The sequence below is a fragment of the Micromonospora sp. NPDC127501 genome (assembly GCF_040302185.1).
Classification (GTDB): Bacteria; Actinomycetota; Actinomycetes; order Mycobacteriales; family Micromonosporaceae; genus Micromonospora.
Map to the genome: position 1 here is coordinate 45,849 of NZ_JBEORJ010000017.1, position 21,236 is coordinate 67,084.

Genomic DNA, 21,236 nt, shown 5'->3' on the forward strand with positions numbered 1-21,236 from the left:
ACCTCGGCCGGCCCTCGTCGAGCTCGGCGGTCACTGCTCCGCGGCGTGGTAGAGCCGGCTCACGGTTTCGGCCACGCAGACGGGCTTGCCGCCGCTGTCGCTTTCCACGGTGACCGTCACGACCAGCTGCACACCGCCGCTCACCGGCGACACGTCGGCGATGGTGGCGGTGGCGCGTACGGCGGCGCCGACCCGCAGCGGCGCGGGGAAGCGGACCCGGTTCAGCCCGTAGTTGACGCCCATCGCCACCCCCTCGACCCGGTAGAGCCCGCTCGCCAACGCCGGCAACAGCGACAGGGTGAGGTACCCGTGGGCGATCGTCCCGCCGAACGGCCCCGCCGCGGCTCGGACCGGGTCGAGATGGATCCACTGGTGGTCGTCGGTTGCGTCGGCGAAGAGGTCGACGCGGCTCTGCTCGATGCGCTGCCACGGACCGGGCCCGAGGCTCTCGCCGGTCGCGGCGGCCAACTCCTCGAAGGAGGTGAAGACTCTCATGCCGGATCTCCCTACAGCTGCTAGAAGGCGTTGACGCCGGTGAGCGCGCGTCCGATGAGGAGTTGCTGAATCTGACTGGTGCCCTCGTAGAGCGTGGCCACCCGGGCATCGCGCAGATACTTGCCGACCGGATACTCGTCGATGTAGCCGTACCCGCCGAAGACCTGGACCGCGTTGTTGGCCGCGCGGACGGCGGCCTCACTGGCGAAGAGCTTGGCCATCGACGCCTCGGTGGCGAACGGCTGGTCGCGGTCGATCAGGTCGGCCACCTGCCACACCAGCAGCCGGGCGGCGGCGGTGTCCACCGCGATGGCGGCGAGCAGTTGTTGGACGAGCTGGTGCCCGGCGATCGGCTTGCCGAACTGGGTGCGCTGCCCGGCGTAACCGACAGCCGCGTCGAGGCAGCCCTGGGCGATGCCGACGCACCCGGCGGCCACCGACATCCGGCCCTTGGCGAGGGTGGCCAGGGCCAGCCGGAATCCGGCGCCCTCGGCGCCGAGGCGGGCCGTGTCGGGCACGCGCACCTCGTCGAAGCCCAGCTCGCCGGTGGCCTGACCGCGCAGGCCGAGCTTGCCGTGGATCTCCCGCCGGGTCAGCCCCGGGCTGTCGGTGGGCACCAGGAACGCGGTGATTCCTCGGTGCCCGGGGCCGCCGGTGCGGGCGAAGACCAGCGCGACGTCGGCGGTGGTGCCGTTGGTGATGAACATCTTCGTACCGGTGATCAGCCAGTCGGTGCCGTCGCGGACCGCACGCGTACGCAGGGCCGCCGCGTCCGAGCCGCTGTCCGGTTCGGTCAGCGCGAAGCAGCCGAGTGCGCTGCCGGCGCAGAGCCTCGGTAGCCACTCGGCCCGCTGTTCCGCGCTCCCGTGCGCGGCGATCGACTTCGCCACCAGCCCGAGGGAGACCGAGACGATGCCGCGTACCGCCGAGTCGCCCCGGCCCAGCTCCTCCAGGACCAGGCAGTACGCGAGGTGGTCGCCGCCGGAACCGCCGTCGGTCTCGGCGATGGTCAGCCCCAGGAAGCCCAGGTCACCGAGCATGCCGACGATGGCGGGGTCGACCGATTCGCGACGATCCCAGGCGGCCGCGTGCGGCAGCAGCTCGCGGTCGGCGAACTCGGCGGCCAGCTGGCGGACCGCCGCCTGCTCGGCGGAGAGGGTGAGGTCCATGACGCTCAAACTAGCGGTGATAGTTAAACGCGTCCAGACCGGACGTTCACCGGTCGGAGGCCAGACCGGCGTGCCGCTCGACGGTGAACGCGCGGGCCAGCTCGGTCCGTGAACGGATGCCCAGCCGGTGGAACACGTTGCGCAGGTGGTGGTCGACCGTACGGGTGGAGAGGAACATCCGGGCGGCGATCTCCCGGTTGGTGGCGCCCTCGGCGACCAGCTCGGCGATCCGCAGTTGCTGGCCGGTCAGCAACCGCGCCGCGGGCAGGTCCGGCGGACCGATCGACTCCCCGGCCGCCCGCAGCTCCGTGGTGGCCTGCTCGGCCCAGCACTCCACCCCGAGCAGACCGAACATCTCGCGGGCCTGGTGCAGGTGCGTCCGCGCGTCACGAGGGCGTCGACTGCGGCGCAACTCCTGGCCGAAGAGCAGTTCGGTGCGGGCCCGCTCGAACGTGCCGGCCTCGGTCGGGTGCAGGCGCAGCGCCGCCTGGAAGTCCCGTTCCGCCTCGGTGCCGCCCCGAGGGGCGAGCAGTGCGTGACACCGCGCGGACAGGGCCCGGCGCAACGGGCTCGCGGTGCTGCTGGCCCACCTGTCGAACGCGGCGAGCGCGGCCGTCGCCGCCGGCCGGTGCGCCAGGTGCGCCGCCGCCTCCACCAGGTACGGGGTGGCCATCACCTGCACGAGGACCTGACCTCGACGCGTGCCGAGCCGAGCCAGCGACGCCAACCGCTCCGCGGCCTCGGCGTGCCGGCCGTCGACCAGGTCGAGCACCGCCAGGGCCCACGCGGCGAGCGCGTGCGGGCGGCTGCCCGGCGTCGGCGACTCGCCGATCTCGCGGATCCGCCGCAGGCTGGTCTCCCGATCGGCCCGGATCGCGGCGAGGACGGCGAGCATGCCCAGATGGACGTTGGCGCAGTTGACCTGCCCGGTTGCCCGGGCGACGCGCAGCCCGTCGCGGGAGGTCTCCGCCGCCGCCTCGTGTCGACCCAGCCAGTACTCGGCGACCGCCCGCAGCTCCAACGCCCGCGACAGCATGGACAGCTCACCCCGTTCCCGGGCCAGCTCGACGGCACGTTCGGCGAGCCGGTGGGCCGCTCCGTCCACGGCCACCAGCAGTCCGGCCGCCGCCGCGCAGCTGAGCGCGGTGGGGGTCAACGCCCAACCGGTCAGGCGGTCGCCCAGCACCACGGCGCGGCGCAGCGCGGGCCCGGCTCGCTCGTGGTCGCCCCGCAGGGTCGCGGCCACACCGGCGATCAGACAGCCCATGACCTCCAGGGCCGGCGGGTCGTCCGGGCGCCGCAACGCCAGCGCCCGCCGGCCGACCTCGGCGTACCGGTACTGGTCGCCGGTGAAGCAGACCGCCTCGCCGGCCCGCACCAGCCCGGTCAACGCCAGGGCGCGGTCGGTGTCGTTCACCGCCGCGGCGGAGGCCAGCAGCGTGGCCGACGCACTCGAGGCGGTGCCGCAGCGCAACTCCAGCTCACCGCGGAGCAGGTCGGCGCGGCCTCGAACGACCGGGTCGACGCAGACCGCGCGGAGGCGGTCGAGCAGCAGCCGGGCCTCGTCGGGTTGCCCCCCGGCCCAGGCGTAGCGGGCTGCGGTCAGCAGACGGGTGGCGGTCAGCCTCGGATGGTCGCTCAGTTCGGCGGCCCACCGTAGGGCCACCGAGGCGGCGGCCCAGCCGTCGGATCCGCCGACCGCCGCCTGTTCCAGCTCGGCGGCGAGAGCCGGATCGGCACCCGCGGTCGCGGCGGCGAGGTGCATCGCCCGGCGGAGCCGCTGCCCGTCCGCGACCAGCACCTCGGCGAGCAGTCGGTGCGCCGCGCGGCGCTCCGCGAGCGGCGCGCTGGCCGCGATCATCGTGCGCACCAGCGGCTGCGGAAAGGTGACGCCGCGTTGCTCGACGCGGACCAGGCCGGCGACCTCCGCCGGGGCGAGCGCCTCGACCTCGGCGCCGGCGGCCGCCGCGGCCCGGATCAGGGTGCCGGGCTCGCCGTCCTCGTCGAGCGCGGCGAGCAACAGCACCCGTCGGGTCTCCGGGGGCAGCCGGTCCAGCCGGGCGCGGTACGCGCGGCCCAGCGCACCGTCCGCCGGTGGCGCGGCGGGCAGCGACTCCTCCCCCCGCCACTGCCCCGCGGTGAGCACCTCGGCGAGGTCCACCAGGGCCTGCGGGTTGCCGCCGCCGATCGTGGCCAACGCGGTCAGGGCCGACGCGGCTGGCCGGTCGGGGAGCCGGTCGCCGCCCTCGCGCCCGGTCAGCCGATCGAGCCGGTCGGTGAGGACGGCGGCGCTCTCGTGCTCGGTCAGCGCGCGCAGTCGGTGCGCCGGTATCCCGTCGAGGTTGGCGGTGACGTCCGCGCTGAGCAGGACGGCGAGCGGCAGGTGCCGCAGTCGGCGGGCCACGAACGCCAGCACCTGCGCGGTCTGCGGATCACCTCGGTCGATGTCGTCCATCGTGGCGAGCAACGGCCGGTCCCGGGCGGCGGCGGCGAGCAGCCCGAGCACCGCCATCGACAGGGTCAGCTGCCGGTCGGCCGGGCAGCTCTCCCCGCCCAGTGCGCGCCGTAGCAGTTGGCGCTGCTCGTCGGGGAGCGCGGCGGCCCGGTCGAGCACCGGGTCGACCAGACGTTGCAGGCCGGCGTACGGCAGGGCGGCCTCCTCGGCGAGCCCGCTGCCGGCGAGCACTGTGCAGTCACTCTCGGCGTGCCGATGGGCGTAGCCGAGAAGTGCCGTCCGGCCCGATCCGGGCTCTCCGCACAACAGCAGGGCACCGCCGGCGTTGGTCATGCCGTCGAGCAGGCTCCGGACAGCCCGGCACTCGTCGTCCCGGCCACGCAGCACGGTTAGTTGCACTCTTGATGCAGTAACCATGCTTGCCAGTGTTACCCATCGGAAACCGAATGGAAAGAGGCGGCGATATCGGGCCGGGCCGGAATCAGTCGGGCGCGACCTCGGCCAGCAGGGCGCCCACGGTCCGGGCCATCACCGCGCGGGCCTGGTCCACGCCGAGACCGAGCCCGTAGCGCAGCATCGACCAGGCCTGCCAGGTGCTCGCCGCAACGAGGGCGTTGAGCAACTGCTCCCGCCCCGGCCCGGCCTGGGCCAGCTCGACGGCGAAGAGCTCCTCGACCTCGTCGCGGACCCGTTCGATGTGCTTGAGACGGTTGCGGTGCAGCTGTTCGGAGACCGGCTCACGCATCTGGGCGGCACGCGCCGACGGCGCGATGAGCTGGAGCAGTCGAGCCCGCTGCCGGCAGTACGCGTCGACCCGCTTCGCCAACGGCAGCCCAGTCGAGATCGGCCGGTAGGCGGCGTCCTGCTGGCGGAGCACCTCCGCGCCGCTGGCCTCGAAGAGCGTCTCCATGTCCTTGAAGTTGGTCCAGAGGGTGCGCAGCGAGATGCCGGCCCGCTCGGCGATGCGTTCCCCGGTCGGGCGGAGGTCGCCCTCGGAGATGAGCGCGAGGTGCGCCTCGACGATGGCCGCGCGGGTCCGCTCGGCGCGGGCGGTGCGCCCGTCGACCCGGCCCGCCACATCGACCCCGTCCATCCGCCCTCGCCCTCTCACCGCCACGGCGTCCCCCGACGCACCGCCGAGTCTAGACAGCCGTTGATCAGCGGCTCCGGACGCTCCGCCGACGCCGTCATCCGGCCCGGCCGGTCAGCGAGACGCCGCCGTCGCAGACGACGGTCTGCCCGGTGATCCAACTGGCGTCGTCGGAGACCAGGAAGGCGACCGCGCCCGCCACGTCCGAGGGCAGACCGAGGCGCCCGAGCGGGTACCGCGCGGCGACCTCGGCCTCCCGCCCGTCGTAGAGGGCGGCGGCGAAGCGGGTCTTCACCACGCCGGGGGCGACCGCGTTGACCCGGACCGTCGGCCCCAGCTCCACGGCGAGGCTGGCGGTGAGGTGGTTGAGCGCGGCCTTGCTGACCCCGTAGCAGGCGATGCCGGGCGACGGGCCGAGCCCGGCGATCGACGAGACGTTGACGACGCAGCCACCGCGCTCGCTCATGCCGGCGGCGCAGACCTCCTGCACCCAGCCGAGTGCGGCGACCACGTTCACGTCGAGGATCTTGCGGGCCGCGGCCAGGTCCAGCTCGACCAGCGGGCCGTGCACCGGGTTGATGCCGGTGTTGTTGACCAGCAGGTCCACCGGCCCGAACGCCGCGCTGACCTGGCCCACCGCGGCGGCCCGATGCTCGGGATCGTCGGCTCGGCCCGGCACCGCGAGGGCGTGTGCCGGACCGCCCAGGGTGGCGACCGCCTCGGTCAGCCCCTCGGGGCGGCGGGCGGTCAGGCCCACCCGCGCGCCTTCGGCGACGAGGCGTTGCGCGATGGCCAGACCGATCCCGCGACTGGCACCGGTGACGATGGCGACCCGGCCCGCGAGCCGACCCGAATATGCATTCACGGTGCAGATAGTAGGAGCGTCGATCGGTATCGGTCAACGCCTCGGACGATCGGCCGTCCGGCCACGCCGGCAGCACCCGGGCAGCCGTCCGACCGGGCGTGGTCACGCGGGACCACGCCCGGTCGGACGTCAGGGGTGCGGGCCTCAGGAGACGGTCGGCACCCCGTTCGCCGGCGGCGCGGCCGGGGTGGCGGTGTACTCGTTGACCGGCCCGTCCGCCTCGTCCGTCTCGTACGCCGGCCCGAAGTAGCTCTGCACTCCCCCGCTCACCCGGCTCAACCGCTGGCCGCCGTACCCGGAGTGGTCAGTGGCCGAGAAGCGCAGCGGCACCAGCCCGGGGCCCTGGTAGCCACCCTTCTGCACGGCGTCCAGCACCTTCTCCCGGGTGAGGTCCTTGCCGGCGGCGAGCAGGACCTGCACGAAGAGGTAGCCGACCGACATGCCGTAGACGGTGTTGCCGTCGAAGGGCGCGTCCCCGTTGTGCTCCTTGTTGACCTTCGTGAAGAGCTGGATCCACGGGTTCGCGGTCTCGTTCTGCATCGGCAGGTAGTTGGTGCCGACCATGCCCTCCAGCAGCGGCGCGGCGGCGCCGAGCTGCTTGGCCAGGGTCGGGTGGTCGGCACCGACGTTGGACACCAGCCACTGCGGCTTGAAGCCCAGCCGTGCCGCCGTGCCGACGGAGAGCGCGGTGAAGCCGGGCACGGTGGCGAGCACGACGACCTGACAACCGGCCGCCTTGAACGCGCCGATCTGCGGTGCCACGTTGGTGTTGCTCGTGACGTACGTCTGCTTGACCGCCACGGCACCGGCGCCGAGCACCTTCTCCACGCCGGCCAGGCTGTCCCGGCCGAAGTCGTCGTCCTGACCGAGGAAGCAGACCTTCTGGCCGGCCAGGTTCGTCTTCGCGTAGTTGGCGAGGATCTTGCCCTCGACCGTGTAGTCCGGGTTGAACCCGAACGTGCCCGGATACTTGTCCGGCTGGTCCCAGCTGCGGCTGCCGGAGGCGACGAACAGATCCGGCACCCGGTTGCTCTTGAGGAAGTCGAGCACACCGGTGTGCGTGGGCGTACCCAGGCCATTGAGGACGGCGAAGACCTTGTCCTGGAGGACGAGCTGACGGACCACCTGCTGGGTGTTCGCCGGGTTGTAACCGTCGTCCATGATCTTGTAGGTGATCTTGCGGCCGTGCACTCCGCCATTGGCGTTGACGTAGTCGAAGTACGCCTTCGTCGCCGGGGCGATCTTCGAGTAGCCGGCCGAGGCCGGCCCGGTCAGCGGCATGTGGGTGCCGACGACGATCTCGGTGTCGGTGACGCCCGGCACCGACGCCCCGCCGGAGCCGGGGCCGTCGTCGCCGCTACAGCCGGCTGCGGTGATGAGCAGGGCAAGGGTGCTGGCGATCGCGAGGCCGCGATGCGCTTTACGGTGCATGGGAAACACCGACCTTTCTCGGTCCGGTTGTCTGTGGGAACGGTGTGGTGGTGGGGCGCCCGGCCGAGGCCGGACCGAGGACAGCTCAGGAACGCCGGGTCGGCCGCCTGGCCAGCAACGCCCGGCCGAGACGCGACAGCAGACCCTGCACACCGCCGGGGGCGGCGATCATGACGACGATCAGGGTGAGTCCGAAGATCGCCAGGGGGAGGTTGCCCTCCATCCGCTGCGCCACCGCGGGCGAGAGCGTGAGCATCTCGGTCACCGAGTGGGTCAGATCGGGCAGGGCGACCAGCAGGACGGCCCCCCACAGCGCCCCGGTCAGTCGACCCAGGCCACCGATCACGACGGCCATCAGCAGGAACAGCGACAGGGTCAGCGAGAACGCCCCGGGCGAGACGCTCTGCGCGAGCACCGCCAGCAGCGCGCCGCCGAGCCCGGCGGTGGCAGCGCTGACCACGAACGCGAGGACCTGGGTGCGGGCCACGTGGATGCCGGCGAGCCGGGCCGCCACCTCGTCGTCGCGGACCGCCCGGAACGTACGCCCGTACCGGCTGCGGATCAGGTTCGCCAACAGCAGCAACGCGAGCAGGGTGGCCGCGCCGGTGACCCAGAGCTGCCACCGCTCGTAGGGGAAGTACGGGCCGAGCGACAGCGGCGGCGGCTCCACCGGCACCGACAGCCCCTGCTCGCCGTTGAACACGCCGTCGAAGGTGACCGCCAGAGCCGGCACCACCACGGCGACCGCGAGGGTGACCCCGGCGAGATAGGGACCGCGCAGCCGGGCCGCGGCCACACCGACCACCGCGCCGACCGCGACCGTGCTGACGATCGCCGCACCCAACGACAGCGGCAACAGCCAGCCGCCGGTCATCCCCCGGTCGGCGAACGCGGTCTGGCACAGCGCCACGGTGTACGCCCCGGTGGCCATCAGCGCGCCGTGCCCGAGCGACAGTTGACCGTTGAGCCCGGTCAGGACGGTCAGCCCGGCGGTCGCGCAGAGGTAGGCGGCCACCGTGGCGAGCTGGAAGTTGCGGAACGGCTCGACGGAGTAGCTGACCGCCACCAGCAGCAATCCGGCGGCCAGCACCACCGCGAGGTGGCGCAGCAGTGTGGAGCCGCGTCGCCGGTCGACCGGTCGGCCGCCCGGTTCGTCGAGCTGCTCTTTCGGCGGCAGGGCCGCCCTCGTGGCGCTCACACCCGCCTCGCCGCGACCGGGGCGAACAGCCCGCCGGGCCGGACCAGCAGCACCGCCAGCAGCAGGACCAGCACCGCGAGCGGAGTCAGGTCACTACCGGCGTAGCCGCTCACGTAGGAGAGCAGCAGCCCCACCACCAGACCACCGACCACCGCCCCCGGTGGACTGTCCAACCCGCCGACCACCGCCGCGGTGAACGCCGAGACGAACACCAGGTCCATCGCGTGCGGGTGCAGGCCCAGCTCGGTCGGCAGGACCAGCATGGCGGCCAACGCGCCCACCCCGGAGGCGAGCGCCCAACCGAGGGTCAGCATGCCACCGACGTTGACCCCGAGCAGCCGGGAGACCTCCGGAGCGAAGGCCGCCGCGCGCATCCGCAACCCCACCGGGGTACGGGCGAACATCCAGGCCAGGCCACTGACCACCACGCCGATCGTGGCGAAGACGAACAGGTCGTACGGGGACAGCACGGCGACGCCACCCACGGTGAGGGCGGACCGGCTGAACGGGGCCTCGGCGGGACGGAACTCGCTGCCGTACACCATGCCGAGCACGGCCTGGATGAGCAGCACCAGCCCGAGCGCGACGATCACCGGATTGAGCGGTGAGGCGTGATCGACGTGCCGCATCACCACGCGGTCCACCAGCGCACCGAGCAGCAGGCCGGCGACGATCGCGACCACGAAGCCCAGCCAGTAGGAACCGGTCGCGGTGCTGACGGTGTAGGCGACGTACGCGGCGGCGACGGCCATCGCTCCCTGGGCGAAGTTGACGACCCGCGCCGCCCGCCAGATGAGCACCAGGGCCAGCGCGAACGCGGCGTACACGGCGCCCCGGGACAGGCCGTCGACGGTGAGGAAGACGAAGCGGTCCAACAGTTCTCCCTCCGGGGGACGAGGTGGTGGTCAGAAACCGAGGTACGCGTGGCGCAGGTCGACGTCGTCGCGTAGCTGCACCGCCGGCGCGGCGATCACCACCCGACCGAGGGACATCACGACGCCCTGGTCGGCGACGGCGAGCGCGCTGCGCACGTTCTGCTCGACCAGCAGGACGGTCAGCCCGGTGCGGTCGCGCAGTTGGCGGAGCAGGGCCATGGTCCGGGCGACCACCCGTGGCGCCAGGCCGAGCGACGGCTCGTCCAGCAGCAGCAGACGGGGGCGGCCGACCAGGGCCCGACCGAGCGCGAGCATCTGCCGCTCGCCGCCGGAGAGCTGGTGACCGAGGTGCCGACGGCGTCGGGCCAGCGGCTCGAAAAGCTGGTAGACCTCGTCGAGGGCCCGCCCGGCGTCGGCCCGGTCGCGTCGCCACAGCCCGCCCAGCCGCAGGTTCTCGTCGACGGTCAGCTCGCTGATCACGCCCCGACCCTCCGGGACGTGCGCCATGCCGCGTCGGACGAGCTGCTCGACCGGCGTACCGCGAAGGTCCTCCCCGGCCAGCAGGACCTGGCCGGCGGCCGGGCGGATCATGCCGGAGAGCGCGCGCAGGAGAGTGGTCTTGCCGGCGCCGTTGGCGCCGACGACCGCGGCGATGGTGCCGGCCGGGACGGTGAGGTCGATGGCCCGCAACACGGGCGCGGCACCGTAACCGGCGACCAGCCCCCGCACGACGAGCAGGTCGGTGCCGCTCATGGGGAGACCTCTTCCTCGACGGTGGCACCGAGGTACGCGTCGGTGACCGCAGGGTCGTCGCGGATCTCGTCCGGGGTGCCGGCGGCGATGACCCGGCCGAAGTCGAGGACCACGAGCTCGTCGCAGACGGCCATCACCAGGTCCATGTGGTGCTCGACCAGGAGCACGGCGCAGGGATCGGTGTCCCGTCGGGGCAGTTGCCGGACCAGCTCCGCCAGCTCGGCGATGTCGTCCGCCCCGAGGCCGCCGGCCGGCTCGTCGAGCAGGAGCAGCCGGGGCCGGGCGGCGAGCGCGCGGGCCAGGGCGACCCGCTGGCGTACGGCGAAGGGCAGGGTGGTCGGCGCGGCCTCGGCGTGCTCGGCGATGCCCAGCTCGTCGAGGATGGCCAGGGCGTCCCCGCGCAGCCGGCGCTCGTCGCGGTCGCTGGCCGGCAGCCCGAGCAGCGCCGGGACGAAGCCGGCACGGGCGGTGTGCGAAGCGCCGGTCATCACGTTCTCCAGCACGCTGAGCCCGGCGAAGAGCCCGGTGCCCTGCAGGGTCCGGGCGATGCCGAGCCGGGTCAGCCGGTGCGGCCGTGGCCGCAGCGGCCGGCCGTCGAGGCTGAGTGAACCCGTCTCCGGTGCGACGAAGCCGCAGATCACGTTGAACAGCGTGGTCTTGCCGGCGCCGTTGGGCCCGATGACGCCCACCACCCGGTTGGGTGGCACCCGCAGGGACACGTCGTCGAGGGCGGTGAGGCCGCCGAAACGGACGCCGATGTGGTGCAGTTCGAGGCCGCGCTCCATCACCCATCCCTCTGTCGTGGCGGGTGTTTATTTACACTCGCAGTGTACGTTTCTCGGGTTTGGCGTCAAGACCTTCAATGCCCCCTTTGGGCACGTGGACGGGGCGGCCGCCAGCGGCGACCGCCCCGTGACCGCCGTCAGGCGCTGGGACAGGTGTTGCGGTACTCCTCGATCTGCGAGCCGCTCGGGCCGGGGCAGAGGAACTGCTCGTAGCGGGTGTCGTCGTCGACGAACCGCTTCAACCAGGCCACCATCTGCCGCGCGGTCGGCGTGTTAGTGGTCTGCGGGAAGAAGTGGCTCGCCCCGTTCAGCTCCAGGTACGCCTTCTCGGCGGAGGCGGGGATGCTGTTGTAGAAGGGCACCGAGTGCGACGAGACCGGCGCGACGCTGTCGCTCTCGCCACCGACGATCAGCGTGGGCACCTGCAGTTCGGACCAGCTCTTGTCCAGGTTCCACGGTGCCAGCGGCACCGCGGCCTGCAACGATGGCCGCGACGAGGCCGCCTCCAGGCTGCCCCCGCCGCCCATGGAGTGGCCGGCCACCGCGAGTCGACTGCTGTCGATCCGGGTCCGCACCGAGCTGCGCTGGGTGAGGTAGTCCAGCGCGGCGAGCAGCTGCCGGCCCCGGCTGTCCGGCTGGTCCAGCCGGCTGTTGGTCTCGATGCCGATCACCACGAAACCGTGCGAGGCGATGCGTGGTCCGAGCCAGCTGATGCTGGACCAGGCGGCGGTGTAACCGGGCGAGATGGCGATGGCGCCGAAGGTGCCCTCGCTGGTGCTGGTCGGGTAGTAGATGACGCCGCCGCCGAAGCCGGTGACGCTCAGCGAGGACACGCTCTGCGAGGCCGTCGCGAAGGGGCCGCGGCTGGCTTCCAGGATCGCGGTGGTCGGGTCGGGACCCCGCTCGTACGGGCTCGCGGCCTGGGCGACACCGGACGATCCGGCCAGGACGCCGCCGGCGGCCAGGACGGCGGCCAGCGCGAACCGGGTGGCACGGGCTGCGACGGAACGGGGACGGGTGGTGGTTGGTGAGGACACGTCGGGCACTCCCTAGAGTCGAGGGATATCGACGTGTGTCAGTTTTGGCTGCTCCGCCGATCCCGGCATCGGCGAAATCACCAGTCCCGGCACAGGATGCCGAGGCCAGTCGTGTTTCGACCCTCTGACCTGGGGTAGCAGGGCAGGCGCCGGCCCGCACACGCGCCATGGAGAGGTTCATTCAGTGGATTCCAGCAAGCCCGCCGAGGCGGTCAAGAACGCAGTGAAGTCCGCCTCAGGAAAGATCGCCGACGCCCTCACCCCGGATGTCCCCGGTGCGCCGGGGAGCGCGCCACCGCCGCTCGAGGAGCCGACGACCCCGCACGACCCGCTGCCGCCGAAGCCGGAACAGGGGGCACCGCAGACGCGCACGCCGACCGGCGCGGAGACCGGCGCGCCGACGATCGCGAACGGTCAGCAGGGTGCCTACCTCACGACCGCTAACGGGGCGCGGCTGCGCGACACCGACCACTCGCTCAAGGCCGGCCCGCGCGGGCCGGTGCTTCTACAGGACCACCACCTACGCGAGAAGATCACGCACTTCGACCACGAGCGCATTCCGGAGCGCGTGGTGCACGCCCGGGGCGCCGGTGCGCACGGTATGTTCACCGCGTACGGCACCGCCGAGGCGGTCACCAGGGCCGGCTTCCTCAAGAAGGGACGCGAGACCGACGTCTTCGTCCGGTTCTCCACGGTGCTCGGTTCGCGGGGTTCGGCCGACACGGTCCGCGACACCCGTGGCTTCGCCACGAAGTTCTACACCGACGAGGGCACCTTCGACCTGGTCGGCAACAACATCCCGGTCTTCTTCATCCAGGACGCGATCAAGTTCCCGGACATCATCCACGCCGGCAAGCCGCACCCCGACCGGGAGATCCCGCAGGCGCAGAGCGCCCACGACACCTTCTGGGACTTCGTGTCGCTGCACACCGAGGCGCAGCACCACACCATCTGGAACATGTCCGACCGGGGCATTCCGCGTTCGTACCGGACGATGGAGGGCTTCGGCGTGCACACCTTCCGCCTCGTCAACGAGGCCGGGGAGACGGTGCTGGCCAAGTTCCACTGGAAGCCGAAGCTGGGCGTGCACTCGCTGACCTGGGAGGAGGCGCAGCTGATCGGCGGCATCGACCCGGACTTCCACCGCCGCGACCTCTACGACGCCATCGAGGCCGGCGCGTACCCCGAGTGGGAGCTGGGCATCCAGGTCTTCCCGGACACTCCCGAGGAGACCTTCGCCGGCATCGACCTGCTTGACCCGACGAAGATCGTGCCGGAGGAACTGGCCGAGGTGCAGCCCATTGGGCGGCTGGTGCTCAACCGGACGCCGACGAACTTCTTCGCCGAGACCGAACAGGTCGCCTTCCACCTCGGTCACCTGCCCCCGGGCATCGACGTCACCAACGACCCGCTGTTGCAGGGCCGGCTCTTCTCGTACGTCGACACGCAGCTCACCCGGCTGGGCGGGCCGAACTTCACGCAGATCCCGATCAACCGCCCGCACGCCGCCGTGAACGACATGCTGCGCGACGGCTTCCACCAGCACGCCGTGCACGCCGGCGTCGCGCCGTACCGGCCGAACTCGCTCGACGGCGGCAACCCGTTCCCCGCCGGGGACGCCGAGCACGCCTTCGTCGACGTGCCGGTCACCGTCGCGCAGGCACCGAAGGTACGCGCGAACCCGGCCTCGTTCGACGACCACTACAGCCAGGTCCGCCTGTTCTGGCTGAGCATGTCGCCGGTCGAGAAGGAACACATCATCCGGGCGTACACCTTCGAGTTGGGCAAGTGCTACCACCAGGCGATCAAGGAGCGTCAGCTGCAGAGCCTCGCCAACATCGACCCGGTGCTGTGTGAGCAGGTCGCCACCGGCCTGGGCCTGCCCGCACCCCAGCCGACCGTGCCGCTCCCCGACGTCACGCCCAGCCCGGCGCTGTCGCAGGTCGGGCGGGAGTGGCCGAGCGACGGCCGCATGGTCGGGATCGTCGTCGACCCGGACGGCGACCTGGACGGCGTCGACGAGGTCCGCCGGGCCGTGTTCGACGCCGGCATGGTGCCGCTGCTGATCGCCCCGCACGGCGGCATGGTGGGCGACCTGCCGGTACAGCGCACCTTCGCCACCGGCCGGTCGGTCGAGTTCGACGCGGTCCTGCTGGCCGGTGCGCCGGCACCCGCACCGGATGCCCTGCCCGCCCGCGACGACAAGGCCGGCAGGCCCGGCCCGGCAGCCGTCGATCCCCGCGTACTGCTGCTCGTCGAGGAGTCCTGGCGCCACGCCAAGGCGATCGGTGCCTGGGGCGCCGGCGTCACAGTGCTGGAGCAGGCCGGCGTCGCCGGCACCCCGGGCGTCGTGGCGGCGGGCTCGGGCGCCGAGGCGCTGACGGCGGTGCAGCAGTTGATGGCCGCACACCGGGTCTGGGAACGGTTCCCCGCCGCGGTCGCCTGATCCAACCACCGACGAGGCCGTCCTCCGCACCACCGGGAGGACGGCCTCGTCGGTGTCCGGGCGCTATCGCCGGGTCCACTGCAGATGGCTGGTGCCAGCACTACAGCTGCGCTGCTCGATCATCGCGCCGTTCGCGGTGCTCTGGCCGACCGCGCCCAGGCACAGTCCGCTGTGCGCGTTGACGAGTTGCCGGGCCTCGTTCAGGGTGAACTGTTGCGCCGGGGTCGTGTTGCAGGTGGTGAGCTGGATCGCCGCCCCGGCGTCGCTGGACGCGCCGAGCACGTCCAGACAGCGCCCACCCAACTGCACGCTCCCGTCCGGCCGGATGGCCCAGACCTGGTGGGAGGCGCGATCGTCGCGGCAGTCCCAGATCCTCAGCCGGACGGGGTCGGGTGAGTCCGGCGTGCTGACGTCCAGGCAGCGGTTGCTCGCCACCCCGACGATCCGGTTGCCCGAGCGCGCCGGGGGCACACTCGGCGTCGGCGACACTCGCCGGTCCGGTGTGGCGGACGGCGTGGCCCCGCCCACCGTCGACGCCGGCCGGAAGCCCGCGGTGATCTCCCGGAACGCGTCCGCTCCGGCCACCGCCCAGGCCGACTCGGGTGTCAGCCAGGCGATGCTGTAGCCCAGGCGCTTCTCCGTCGTGAAGGTGCGCTGACGCCCGCGCATCGCCGTGCCCGTTTCGCTGGTGTAGACCCACTCCAGGTCGGCGGCCTTGAGCTGGTAGTTGACCGCGAGCAGCTCGACCCGGCGATAGTCGCGGTACCGCTCACTGACAGCCGGGCCGCCCAGCTCGGCCAACGGGTCGCCGCGCGGCGCGTCGGTCCGGCCGACGACCAGCATCCGTTCGCCGCCCGGCTCGTGGAGTTCGACCCGCTGCCCGCGCCGGACGATCTGCCAGTCCCTCGGCGCCGGCAATGAGAAGCCGCTGCTGTCCCGGTAGACCGACCACGAGATCGGCTGGAGCGCAGCGGTCGTCGGTGCGGCACCGGGCGTCGACGGCGCACCCGGCACAGCGGCGTCCACCAGTTCGGCCCCTCCCCCGGCCGGCCGTGACGCACGGCGGGTGGCCAGCGGAACCCCGGCCACCAGGCCGAGCACGACCGCTGCCGCGAGACCACCGAGGAGCCAGGTCCGCCGACGGCGGGCCGGTCCCGGGCCGGCACGATCCGCCGCCACCGGTGCCGACGACCGGGGTACGTCGGGCACGTCGATCGGATGGGCCGTGATCGCCGCTGGTGCGGGTGCGGCGGGTGCCGGACGCCACGTCACCGCGATGGGCGGCCGCGCTGTGCCGTCCAGCGCCGCCCGGAGCAACTGCTCGGCCGCGTCGGCGTCCATCCGCTCGGCCGGGTCCTTGCGCAGCAGACCGCTCAGCACCGGCGCGAGCGGTCCCGCCCGTCGCGCCGCTGGCGGTGGCTCGGTGACCAGCGCGGCGAGGCTCATCAGACTCGACGGCCGGGCGTACGGCGACTGACCCTCGACGGCGGCGTACAGGGTTGCGCCGAGCGACCAGAAATCCCCCTCCGGGCCCACAGTGCCCCGCATGGCCCGCTCGGGAGAGACGTACGCGGGCGAGCCGAGCACCACACCGCTGAGGGTCAGGTTCACGTCCTCGACGGCGGTGGCCAGGCCGAAGTCGGTGAGCACGATCCGGTCGTCCGCCCCGATGAGGATGTTGGCCGGTTTGACGTCGCGGTGCATGATCCCGGCGCGGTGGGCGGCGCGTAGAGCGCCGAGCACGGCCAGCCCGATCTCGGCCGCCCGCACCGGCGGGACGGGACCGTCGGTGGTGATGGTGTCGTGCAACGAACGGGACGGCACGTACTCCATCACGATCTGCGGGTCGCCGTCGGCGCTCAACAACACATCGAAGACCCGGACGACGTTGACGTGGTCGAGTTGCGCAATTGCCCGGGCTTCCCGAAGTGACCGGACCCGCAATTCCTGTCGCGCCTCATTGGTCAGGCCGGAGGGTGGAACGATTTCCTTGATGGCGACGTCCCGTTGCAGCATTCGGTCGCGGGCCTTCCACACTCGACCCATTCCGCCCTGGCCGATGAGCTCGACGACGTCATACCGATCGGTAACAAGAAGCGGTAACATCTGCGGCACCCGGAGAGGCTACCTGGCACCTCTTCGAACAATTTTCGGCAGTCGCAGCGACCCACCGTATGTGATCCGGCTCATCCCTGGCGGGAACGTCGTTTGTGGAGCCGATGACGGTGCCGGCGCATCGTTGAGCCACCAGGAATTGGCTATTTGTTCACGATGGCACCCGCACCAGTCGCGGCGAGATCAGCCGATGTCGGCCAACCGGGGCAGCACGTCGTCACCGAGCCGCCGGGCGAACTCGATCGGGTCCCGATCCGGCGTCACCTGCACCTCGCTCACCCCGAGCGCTGCGTACTCGGACACCTCGGCGAGGAACGCGTCGGTGTCGTCCAGCGGCGCCTGGGAGGCGACCACCGTCTTCTCGATGGTGTCGTAGTCGCGGCCCTCGGCGGCGCAGTGCCCGCGCAGCACATCCAGCTTGCGGGTGATGTCGTCGATGCCGCCACGGCCGAACAGGTTGCAGGCGTCGGCGTACCGGGCCACCAACAACAGGGTCTTCTTCTCACCCCCACCACCGATCATGATCGGCGGGCGCGGGCGGCTCAACGGCTGCGGCGAGTTGATGGTCTCGGCAAGCTGGTAGTGCTTCCCGTTGAACGGGCCGTCGTCGGCACTCCACATCTGAAGGCAGATGCGCAGCGTTTCCTCCAACCGCTCGAACCGCTCGGCCACCGGGACGACCGGCACGCCCAACCCGAGCTGCTCCCGCTCGTACCAGGAGGCGCCGATGCCGAGGCGGGCTCGGCCTCCGGAGAGCACGTCGAGGGTCGTCACGGTCTTGGCGAGCAACCCCGGATAGCGGTACATCACGCCGGTGACCAGCACGCCCAGCGTCATCCGCTGGGTCATGGCCGCGACGTAGCCCAGCGTGGTGTACGCCTCCAGCATCGGCTCCTCGGCCGCGAACACCGCGTCCATCTGGAAGAAGTGGTCCATCACCGTGAACGACGCGACCCCGGCCTGCTCGGCGACGGTCGCCGTCTGCGCCAGGGTCGGTGCGATCGCGGCCGGGTCGGCCGGGGTCGAGTAGTTCCAGTAGTGCAGCCCGAGCTTCATGTTCGGCACCTCCGCAACGAGCCTAGTGCCGCCCGGAGTCCGCCGGGGGCGGCTCGGAACCGCCCTACGAGTCGGGTCCGGCGACGTCCATTACCGGATCATGACAATTCGTGGATCACGTGCGGATATCCGACTGGCAGTTTTCGGTGAGTGATCCGACAGCCCACCGAGTCCCGGCCCCCCGAGCTGGAGCCCGACGCGACGCGCGTCCGGTTCCGCCACCGCCAACGGTCCGGACCCGCCCCTGCCTCCGCACCCGCCGCCGGATCGCACCGGGCGCAGTGGGCTGACGCCGCGAAGGGCGTCTGCATCATCCTCGTCGTTCTGTGGCACGTCGTCGTGAAGGACTACCTCCAGATCGACTGGCACATCGGCGTACCGGTGCCGGGCTTCTGGGGAACGCTGGGTGAGCAGTTCCTTCCGCTGCGGATGCCGTTGTTCTTCACCATCTCTGGCGTCTTCGCGGCGAACGCCGCCCAACGCCCGTGGCGGGCCGTCGCCCGCAGCCGGATCGCCGGGTTCCTCTACCTGTACGCCGTCTGGCTGCTGATCCACACCGTGGTCCTCGCCGCCGCACCGGAACTGCCGACCGACCGGGCCACCTCGGCGCTCGGCCTGCTGGGGCAGCTCACCATCACACCGTCCAATCTCTGGTACCTGTACGCCCTGGCGCTGTACTTCACGATCGCCAAGCTGACCCGCCGGGTGCCCCGGACGCTGGTCCTGGTCCCCGCCGCCGCGCTGTCCGCCGTCGCCGCCGCCGGCCTGCTCGACACACCAGGCAACCGCGCCGGCCTCTACCAGAACCTGGTCTTCTTCCTCGCCGGCCTGTACCTGCGGCCGCAGATCCAGCAATGGGCCGCCACCGCCAGCCGCCGCCGGCTGTTGCTGACCTCCGGTGGCTACGTCCTGGCGCTCGCCGCGATGGCCGTGACCGGCGCCCAGCAGTGGTTCGGGGTGTGGCCGGCGGTCTCCGTGCTGGCAGTGATCTTCGGCATAACCGCCGCTGCGCGGCTGTCGCGGTGGTCGGCGCTCAGCAAACCGCTGGCTAGGCTCGGCCGCATCACCCTGCCGATCTACGTCATTCACATGCCGGTCCTGGCCCTGCTGCACCGGCTGTTGCTGGTACCGGTTTCCGGGTTGGGTGGGTCCGCTCAGGGCCTGATCGTGCTCGGTTATCCGATTCTGCTGAGCGGGCTGGTGATCGGTCTGAGCCTGGCGGTTCACCGTGGGCTGCTGGCGGTTCGCGGGGGCTGGCTGTTCGCGCTGCCCGGAACGCGCCGGGTGGAGGCGGCCGGATGAGCTCCCTCGCCGAAGCGCTGGTCGACCTGGACGCGATCGCCAGCAACGTGCGGACGATCGCGTCGATCACCGGCACCGGGCTGATGGCCGTGGTGAAGGCCGACGGGTTCGGCCACGGCGCGGTGCAGGTGGCCCGGGCCGCGCTGCGCGCCGGCGCATCGTGGCTGGGAGTGACCTCGACGGCCGAGGCGCTGACCCTGCGCGACGCGGGTGTGACCGCGCCCACGTTGAGCTGGCTGCACGGCCCGAATGACGACTTCGGTATGTTGATCAAGAGTGGCGTCGACGTCGGCGTGTCCACGACGACGCACCTGCACGCCGTCGCCGACGCGGCCCGTCTGCTCGGCGCACCGGCGATGGTGCAGCTCAAGGCGGACACCGGGTTGTCCCGCAACGGGGCCGCCGGGGACGACTGGCCCGAGTTGGTCGGTTGGGCCCGCAAGTACGAACGAGAGGGCGGGATCCGGGTGCGCGGGGTGTGGTCCCACCTCGCCGACGCCGACCTGCCGGGCGCGCCCGCGCTCACCCGTCAGGTGGCGATCTTCGAGGAGGCTCTGCGGACCGCACGGTCGGCCGGCCTGGACCCCGATCTCGTCCACCTGGCCAACTCGGCGGCCGCGCTCTCCGCACCGCGGACCCGCTTCGACCTGTGCCGGATCGGGATCGCCCTCTACGGCGTGGACCCGTTCGGCGTGAGCGGTCCGGGCGAGTTCGGACTGCACCCCGCGATGACCCTGCGAACGAGCGTGGTCAACGTCAAGCGGGTGCCGGCCGGCACGGGCGTCTCCTACGGGCCCGAGCACGTGACCGGCACGCCGACCACGCTGGCGCTGCTGCCGCTCGGCTACGCCGACGGGCTGCCCCGGGCCGCGGGTGGCCGCGCCTCGGTGTGGCTCGCCGGCCGGCGGTGCCCGATCGTCGGGCGCATCGCCATGGACCAGTGCGTGGTCGACGCCGGGGATCTTCCCGTGACGATCGGCGACCCGGTCGTTGTGTTCGGCGCGGCCGAGGGTGACCAGCACCCTCCGACGGTCGTCGAGTGGGCCCGCTGGGCCGACACCAACCCACACGAGATCTTGACCGGCATCGGGGCCCGGGTGGCCCGCGAGCACCTCCACGGAAGGGCACGGAACTCATGACAACCCGACTGGCAGTGCTGTACGGCGGGCAGAGCGGCGAGCACGAGGTGTCCTGCCGCTCGGCGGCGAGCATCCTCGCCCACCTGGACCGTGAGCGGTACCAGGTCATTGAGGTGCTCATCGACCGCGACGGCGGGTGGCACGTCGGCGGCCGACCGACGCCCCTGCCTGCGGCGTTGCGTGTCCTGCGCGCCCAGGACGTGGTGTTCCCGGCCCTGCACGGTCCGTACGGCGAGGACGGCACCGTGTCGTCGCTGCTGGAATGGCTCGGCGTGCCGTATGTCGGCAACGGCGTCTTCGCCAGCGCCGCCGGCATGGACAAGGGGGTCACCAAGCGGCTCCTCGCGGCGGAGGGCCTGCGGGTCAGCCCGGGGGTGACGCTGCGTTCCGGTGAGGCCCTGTCGCCCGAGGACCAGCGTCGGCTGGAGCTGCCGGTCTTTGTCAAGCCGGCCCGGGCCGGGTCGAGCCTGGGCGTCTTCAGGGTGGACGACTGGGCGGGGGTTCCCGCCGCGCTGGAGCAGGCCCGCCAGGTCGACCCGAAGGTGCTCGTCGAGCAGGGAGCGCGGGGACGCGAGATCGACGTGGCTGTCCTCCAGCACCCGGACGGCCGGGTGCAGGCCGGCCCGCCGCTGGAGATCCGGGTGACCGGCGCCGGCTTCTTCGACTACGACGCGAAGTACGACGGCGGGGCGATCTTCCAGATTCCCGCCCCGCTCGACGCGGCGACCACCGAGGTGCTTCAGGACCGTGCGATCCGCGCCTTCCAGGCCCTCGACTGCCGTGGGCTGCTGCGGGTCGACTTCTTCCTGCCCACCGAGGGGTCGCCCGAGCCGATCGTGAACGAGGTCAACACGTTCCCCGGTTTCACCGCCGCGTCCCAGTTCCCGCAGATCTGGCAGCAGGCCGGCATCGGCTTCGCCGCCCTGATCGACATCCTGATCGCCGGTGCGCTGGCCGACCAGGACCACGGCCACCACAGCGGGTTGCCCCGGCCGGCCCGAGCGGTCGACCTGGTGTGAGGCGGT

17 protein-coding genes are annotated in these 21,236 nt (G+C 72.2%); 4 read left to right on the top strand and 13 right to left on the bottom strand.

Translation table 11 applies throughout. From position 1 onward, the window contains the following. Nucleotides 1–30 precede the first annotated feature (30 nt). The 11 genes from ABTW72_RS29695 to ABTW72_RS29745 form a co-directional block, all read right to left on the bottom strand. Nucleotides 31–495 carry a MaoC family dehydratase gene (locus ABTW72_RS29695; RefSeq protein WP_350864396.1) on the bottom strand — a complete coding sequence of 155 codons (465 nt, stop codon included), beginning with the start codon at nucleotides 493–495 and terminating at the stop codon, nucleotides 31–33. A gap of 20 nt (nucleotides 496–515) precedes the next feature. Next, nucleotides 516–1,664 carry an acyl-CoA dehydrogenase family protein gene (locus ABTW72_RS29700; protein ID WP_350864398.1) on the bottom strand — a complete coding sequence of 383 codons (1,149 nt, stop codon included), beginning with the start codon at nucleotides 1,662–1,664 and terminating at the stop codon, nucleotides 516–518. A 46-nt stretch (nucleotides 1,665–1,710) separates the two neighbouring features. Next, nucleotides 1,711–4,518, bottom strand: coding sequence for a helix-turn-helix transcriptional regulator (locus ABTW72_RS29705; RefSeq protein ID WP_350864401.1), 2,808 nt, complete (start codon nucleotides 4,516–4,518; stop codon nucleotides 1,711–1,713). 82 nt (nucleotides 4,519–4,600) lie between these two features. Further along, nucleotides 4,601–5,212, bottom strand: a complete 612-nt coding sequence (locus ABTW72_RS29710; RefSeq protein ID WP_350864404.1) for a TetR/AcrR family transcriptional regulator — start codon at nucleotides 5,210–5,212, stop codon at nucleotides 4,601–4,603. A 94-nt stretch (nucleotides 5,213–5,306) separates the two neighbouring features. Continuing rightward, nucleotides 5,307–6,074 (bottom strand): SDR family oxidoreductase, encoded by a 768-nt coding sequence (locus ABTW72_RS29715; RefSeq protein ID WP_350864407.1) that lies wholly within the window; start codon nucleotides 6,072–6,074, stop codon nucleotides 5,307–5,309. 144 nt (nucleotides 6,075–6,218) lie between these two features. Continuing rightward, nucleotides 6,219–7,505 (bottom strand): ABC transporter substrate-binding protein, encoded by a 1,287-nt coding sequence (locus tag ABTW72_RS29720; protein ID WP_350864410.1) that lies wholly within the window; start codon nucleotides 7,503–7,505, stop codon nucleotides 6,219–6,221. Nucleotides 7,506–7,590: 85 nt separating this feature from the next. After that, entirely contained in the window at nucleotides 7,591–8,703 is a 1,113-nt protein-coding gene (locus ABTW72_RS29725; RefSeq protein WP_350864413.1) for a branched-chain amino acid ABC transporter permease, read from the bottom strand. Continuing rightward, nucleotides 8,700–9,578, bottom strand: a complete 879-nt coding sequence (locus tag ABTW72_RS29730) for a branched-chain amino acid ABC transporter permease (RefSeq protein ID WP_091399163.1) — start codon at nucleotides 9,576–9,578, stop codon at nucleotides 8,700–8,702. Before ABTW72_RS29730 ends, ABTW72_RS29725 begins: the two co-directional genes overlap by 4 nt. A gap of 30 nt (nucleotides 9,579–9,608) precedes the next feature. Continuing rightward, a complete protein-coding gene (locus ABTW72_RS29735) occupies nucleotides 9,609–10,331 on the bottom strand; it encodes an ABC transporter ATP-binding protein (protein ID WP_112672860.1) in 723 nt (240 codons plus the stop codon). After that, nucleotides 10,328–11,116: an ABC transporter ATP-binding protein gene (locus tag ABTW72_RS29740; RefSeq protein ID WP_350864417.1), complete on the bottom strand. Its 789-nt coding sequence runs from the start codon at nucleotides 11,114–11,116 to the stop codon at nucleotides 10,328–10,330. Before ABTW72_RS29740 ends, ABTW72_RS29735 begins: the two co-directional genes overlap by 4 nt. Nucleotides 11,117–11,253: 137 nt before the next feature. Continuing rightward, complete coding sequence (locus ABTW72_RS29745; RefSeq protein ID WP_350864420.1) at nucleotides 11,254–12,153, bottom strand: alpha/beta hydrolase family protein; 900 nt, start codon at nucleotides 12,151–12,153, stop codon at nucleotides 11,254–11,256. Nucleotides 12,154–12,337: 184 nt separating this feature from the next. On the opposite strand from ABTW72_RS29745, the gene ABTW72_RS29750 reads away from it, so the two are divergent. Then, the gene (locus tag ABTW72_RS29750) at nucleotides 12,338–14,599 is read left to right on the top strand and encodes a catalase (protein WP_350864422.1); all 2,262 of its coding nucleotides are present in this window, start codon (nucleotides 12,338–12,340) and stop codon (nucleotides 14,597–14,599) included. Nucleotides 14,600–14,662: 63 nt separating this feature from the next. Here ABTW72_RS29750 and ABTW72_RS29760 read toward each other — a convergent pair whose 3' ends face one another. Together ABTW72_RS29760 and ABTW72_RS29765 are read right to left on the bottom strand one after the other, a co-directional pair. Then, the gene (locus ABTW72_RS29760) at nucleotides 14,663–16,705 is read right to left on the bottom strand and encodes a serine/threonine protein kinase (RefSeq protein WP_502892267.1); all 2,043 of its coding nucleotides are present in this window, start codon (nucleotides 16,703–16,705) and stop codon (nucleotides 14,663–14,665) included. 192 nt (nucleotides 16,706–16,897) lie between these two features. Then, nucleotides 16,898–17,770: an LLM class F420-dependent oxidoreductase gene (locus tag ABTW72_RS29765; RefSeq protein ID WP_350864425.1), complete on the bottom strand. Its 873-nt coding sequence runs from the start codon at nucleotides 17,768–17,770 to the stop codon at nucleotides 16,898–16,900. 150 nt (nucleotides 17,771–17,920) lie between these two features. Here ABTW72_RS29765 and ABTW72_RS29770 point away from each other — a divergent pair, with 150 nt between their 5' ends. From ABTW72_RS29770 to ABTW72_RS29780, 3 genes are read left to right on the top strand one after another with little or no spacing between them, the layout of a single operon-like run. Beyond that, a complete protein-coding gene (locus ABTW72_RS29770) occupies nucleotides 17,921–19,072 on the top strand; it encodes an acyltransferase family protein (RefSeq protein ID WP_350864428.1) in 1,152 nt (383 codons plus the stop codon). Next, on the top strand, nucleotides 19,069–20,211 hold the full coding sequence (gene alr / locus ABTW72_RS29775; protein ID WP_350864430.1) for an alanine racemase: 1,143 nt from the start codon (nucleotides 19,069–19,071) through the stop codon (nucleotides 20,209–20,211). Before ABTW72_RS29770 ends, alr begins: the two co-directional genes overlap by 4 nt. Then, nucleotides 20,208–21,230, top strand: coding sequence for a D-alanine--D-alanine ligase family protein (locus ABTW72_RS29780; protein ID WP_350864433.1), 1,023 nt, complete (start codon nucleotides 20,208–20,210; stop codon nucleotides 21,228–21,230). Before alr ends, ABTW72_RS29780 begins: the two co-directional genes overlap by 4 nt. The last annotated feature ends 6 nt before the right edge of the window (nucleotides 21,231–21,236 follow it).

What these genes read in the sequence shown, in the direction of transcription:
- ABTW72_RS29765 (WP_350864425.1), bottom strand. Translation starts at nt 17,770, where the DNA reads ATGAAGCTCGGGCTGCACTACTGGAACTACTCGACCCCGGCCGACCCG.
- ABTW72_RS29700 (WP_350864398.1), bottom strand. Translation starts at nt 1,664, where the DNA reads ATGGACCTCACCCTCTCCGCCGAGCAGGCGGCGGTCCGCCAGCTGGCC.
- ABTW72_RS29720 (WP_350864410.1), bottom strand. Translation starts at nt 7,505, where the DNA reads ATGCACCGTAAAGCGCATCGCGGCCTCGCGATCGCCAGCACCCTTGCC.
- ABTW72_RS29780 (WP_350864433.1), top strand. Translation starts at nt 20,208, where the DNA reads ATGACAACCCGACTGGCAGTGCTGTACGGCGGGCAGAGCGGCGAGCAC.
- ABTW72_RS29695 (WP_350864396.1), bottom strand. Translation starts at nt 495, where the DNA reads ATGAGAGTCTTCACCTCCTTCGAGGAGTTGGCCGCCGCGACCGGCGAG.
- ABTW72_RS29735 (WP_112672860.1), bottom strand. Translation starts at nt 10,331, where the DNA reads ATGAGCGGCACCGACCTGCTCGTCGTGCGGGGGCTGGTCGCCGGTTAC.
- ABTW72_RS29760 (WP_502892267.1), bottom strand. Translation starts at nt 16,705, where the DNA reads ATGTTACCGCTTCTTGTTACCGATCGGTATGACGTCGTCGAGCTCATC.
- alr (WP_350864430.1), top strand. Translation starts at nt 19,069, where the DNA reads ATGAGCTCCCTCGCCGAAGCGCTGGTCGACCTGGACGCGATCGCCAGC.
- ABTW72_RS29740 (WP_350864417.1), bottom strand. Translation starts at nt 11,116, where the DNA reads ATGGAGCGCGGCCTCGAACTGCACCACATCGGCGTCCGTTTCGGCGGC.
- ABTW72_RS29710 (WP_350864404.1), bottom strand. Translation starts at nt 5,212, where the DNA reads ATGGACGGGGTCGATGTGGCGGGCCGGGTCGACGGGCGCACCGCCCGC.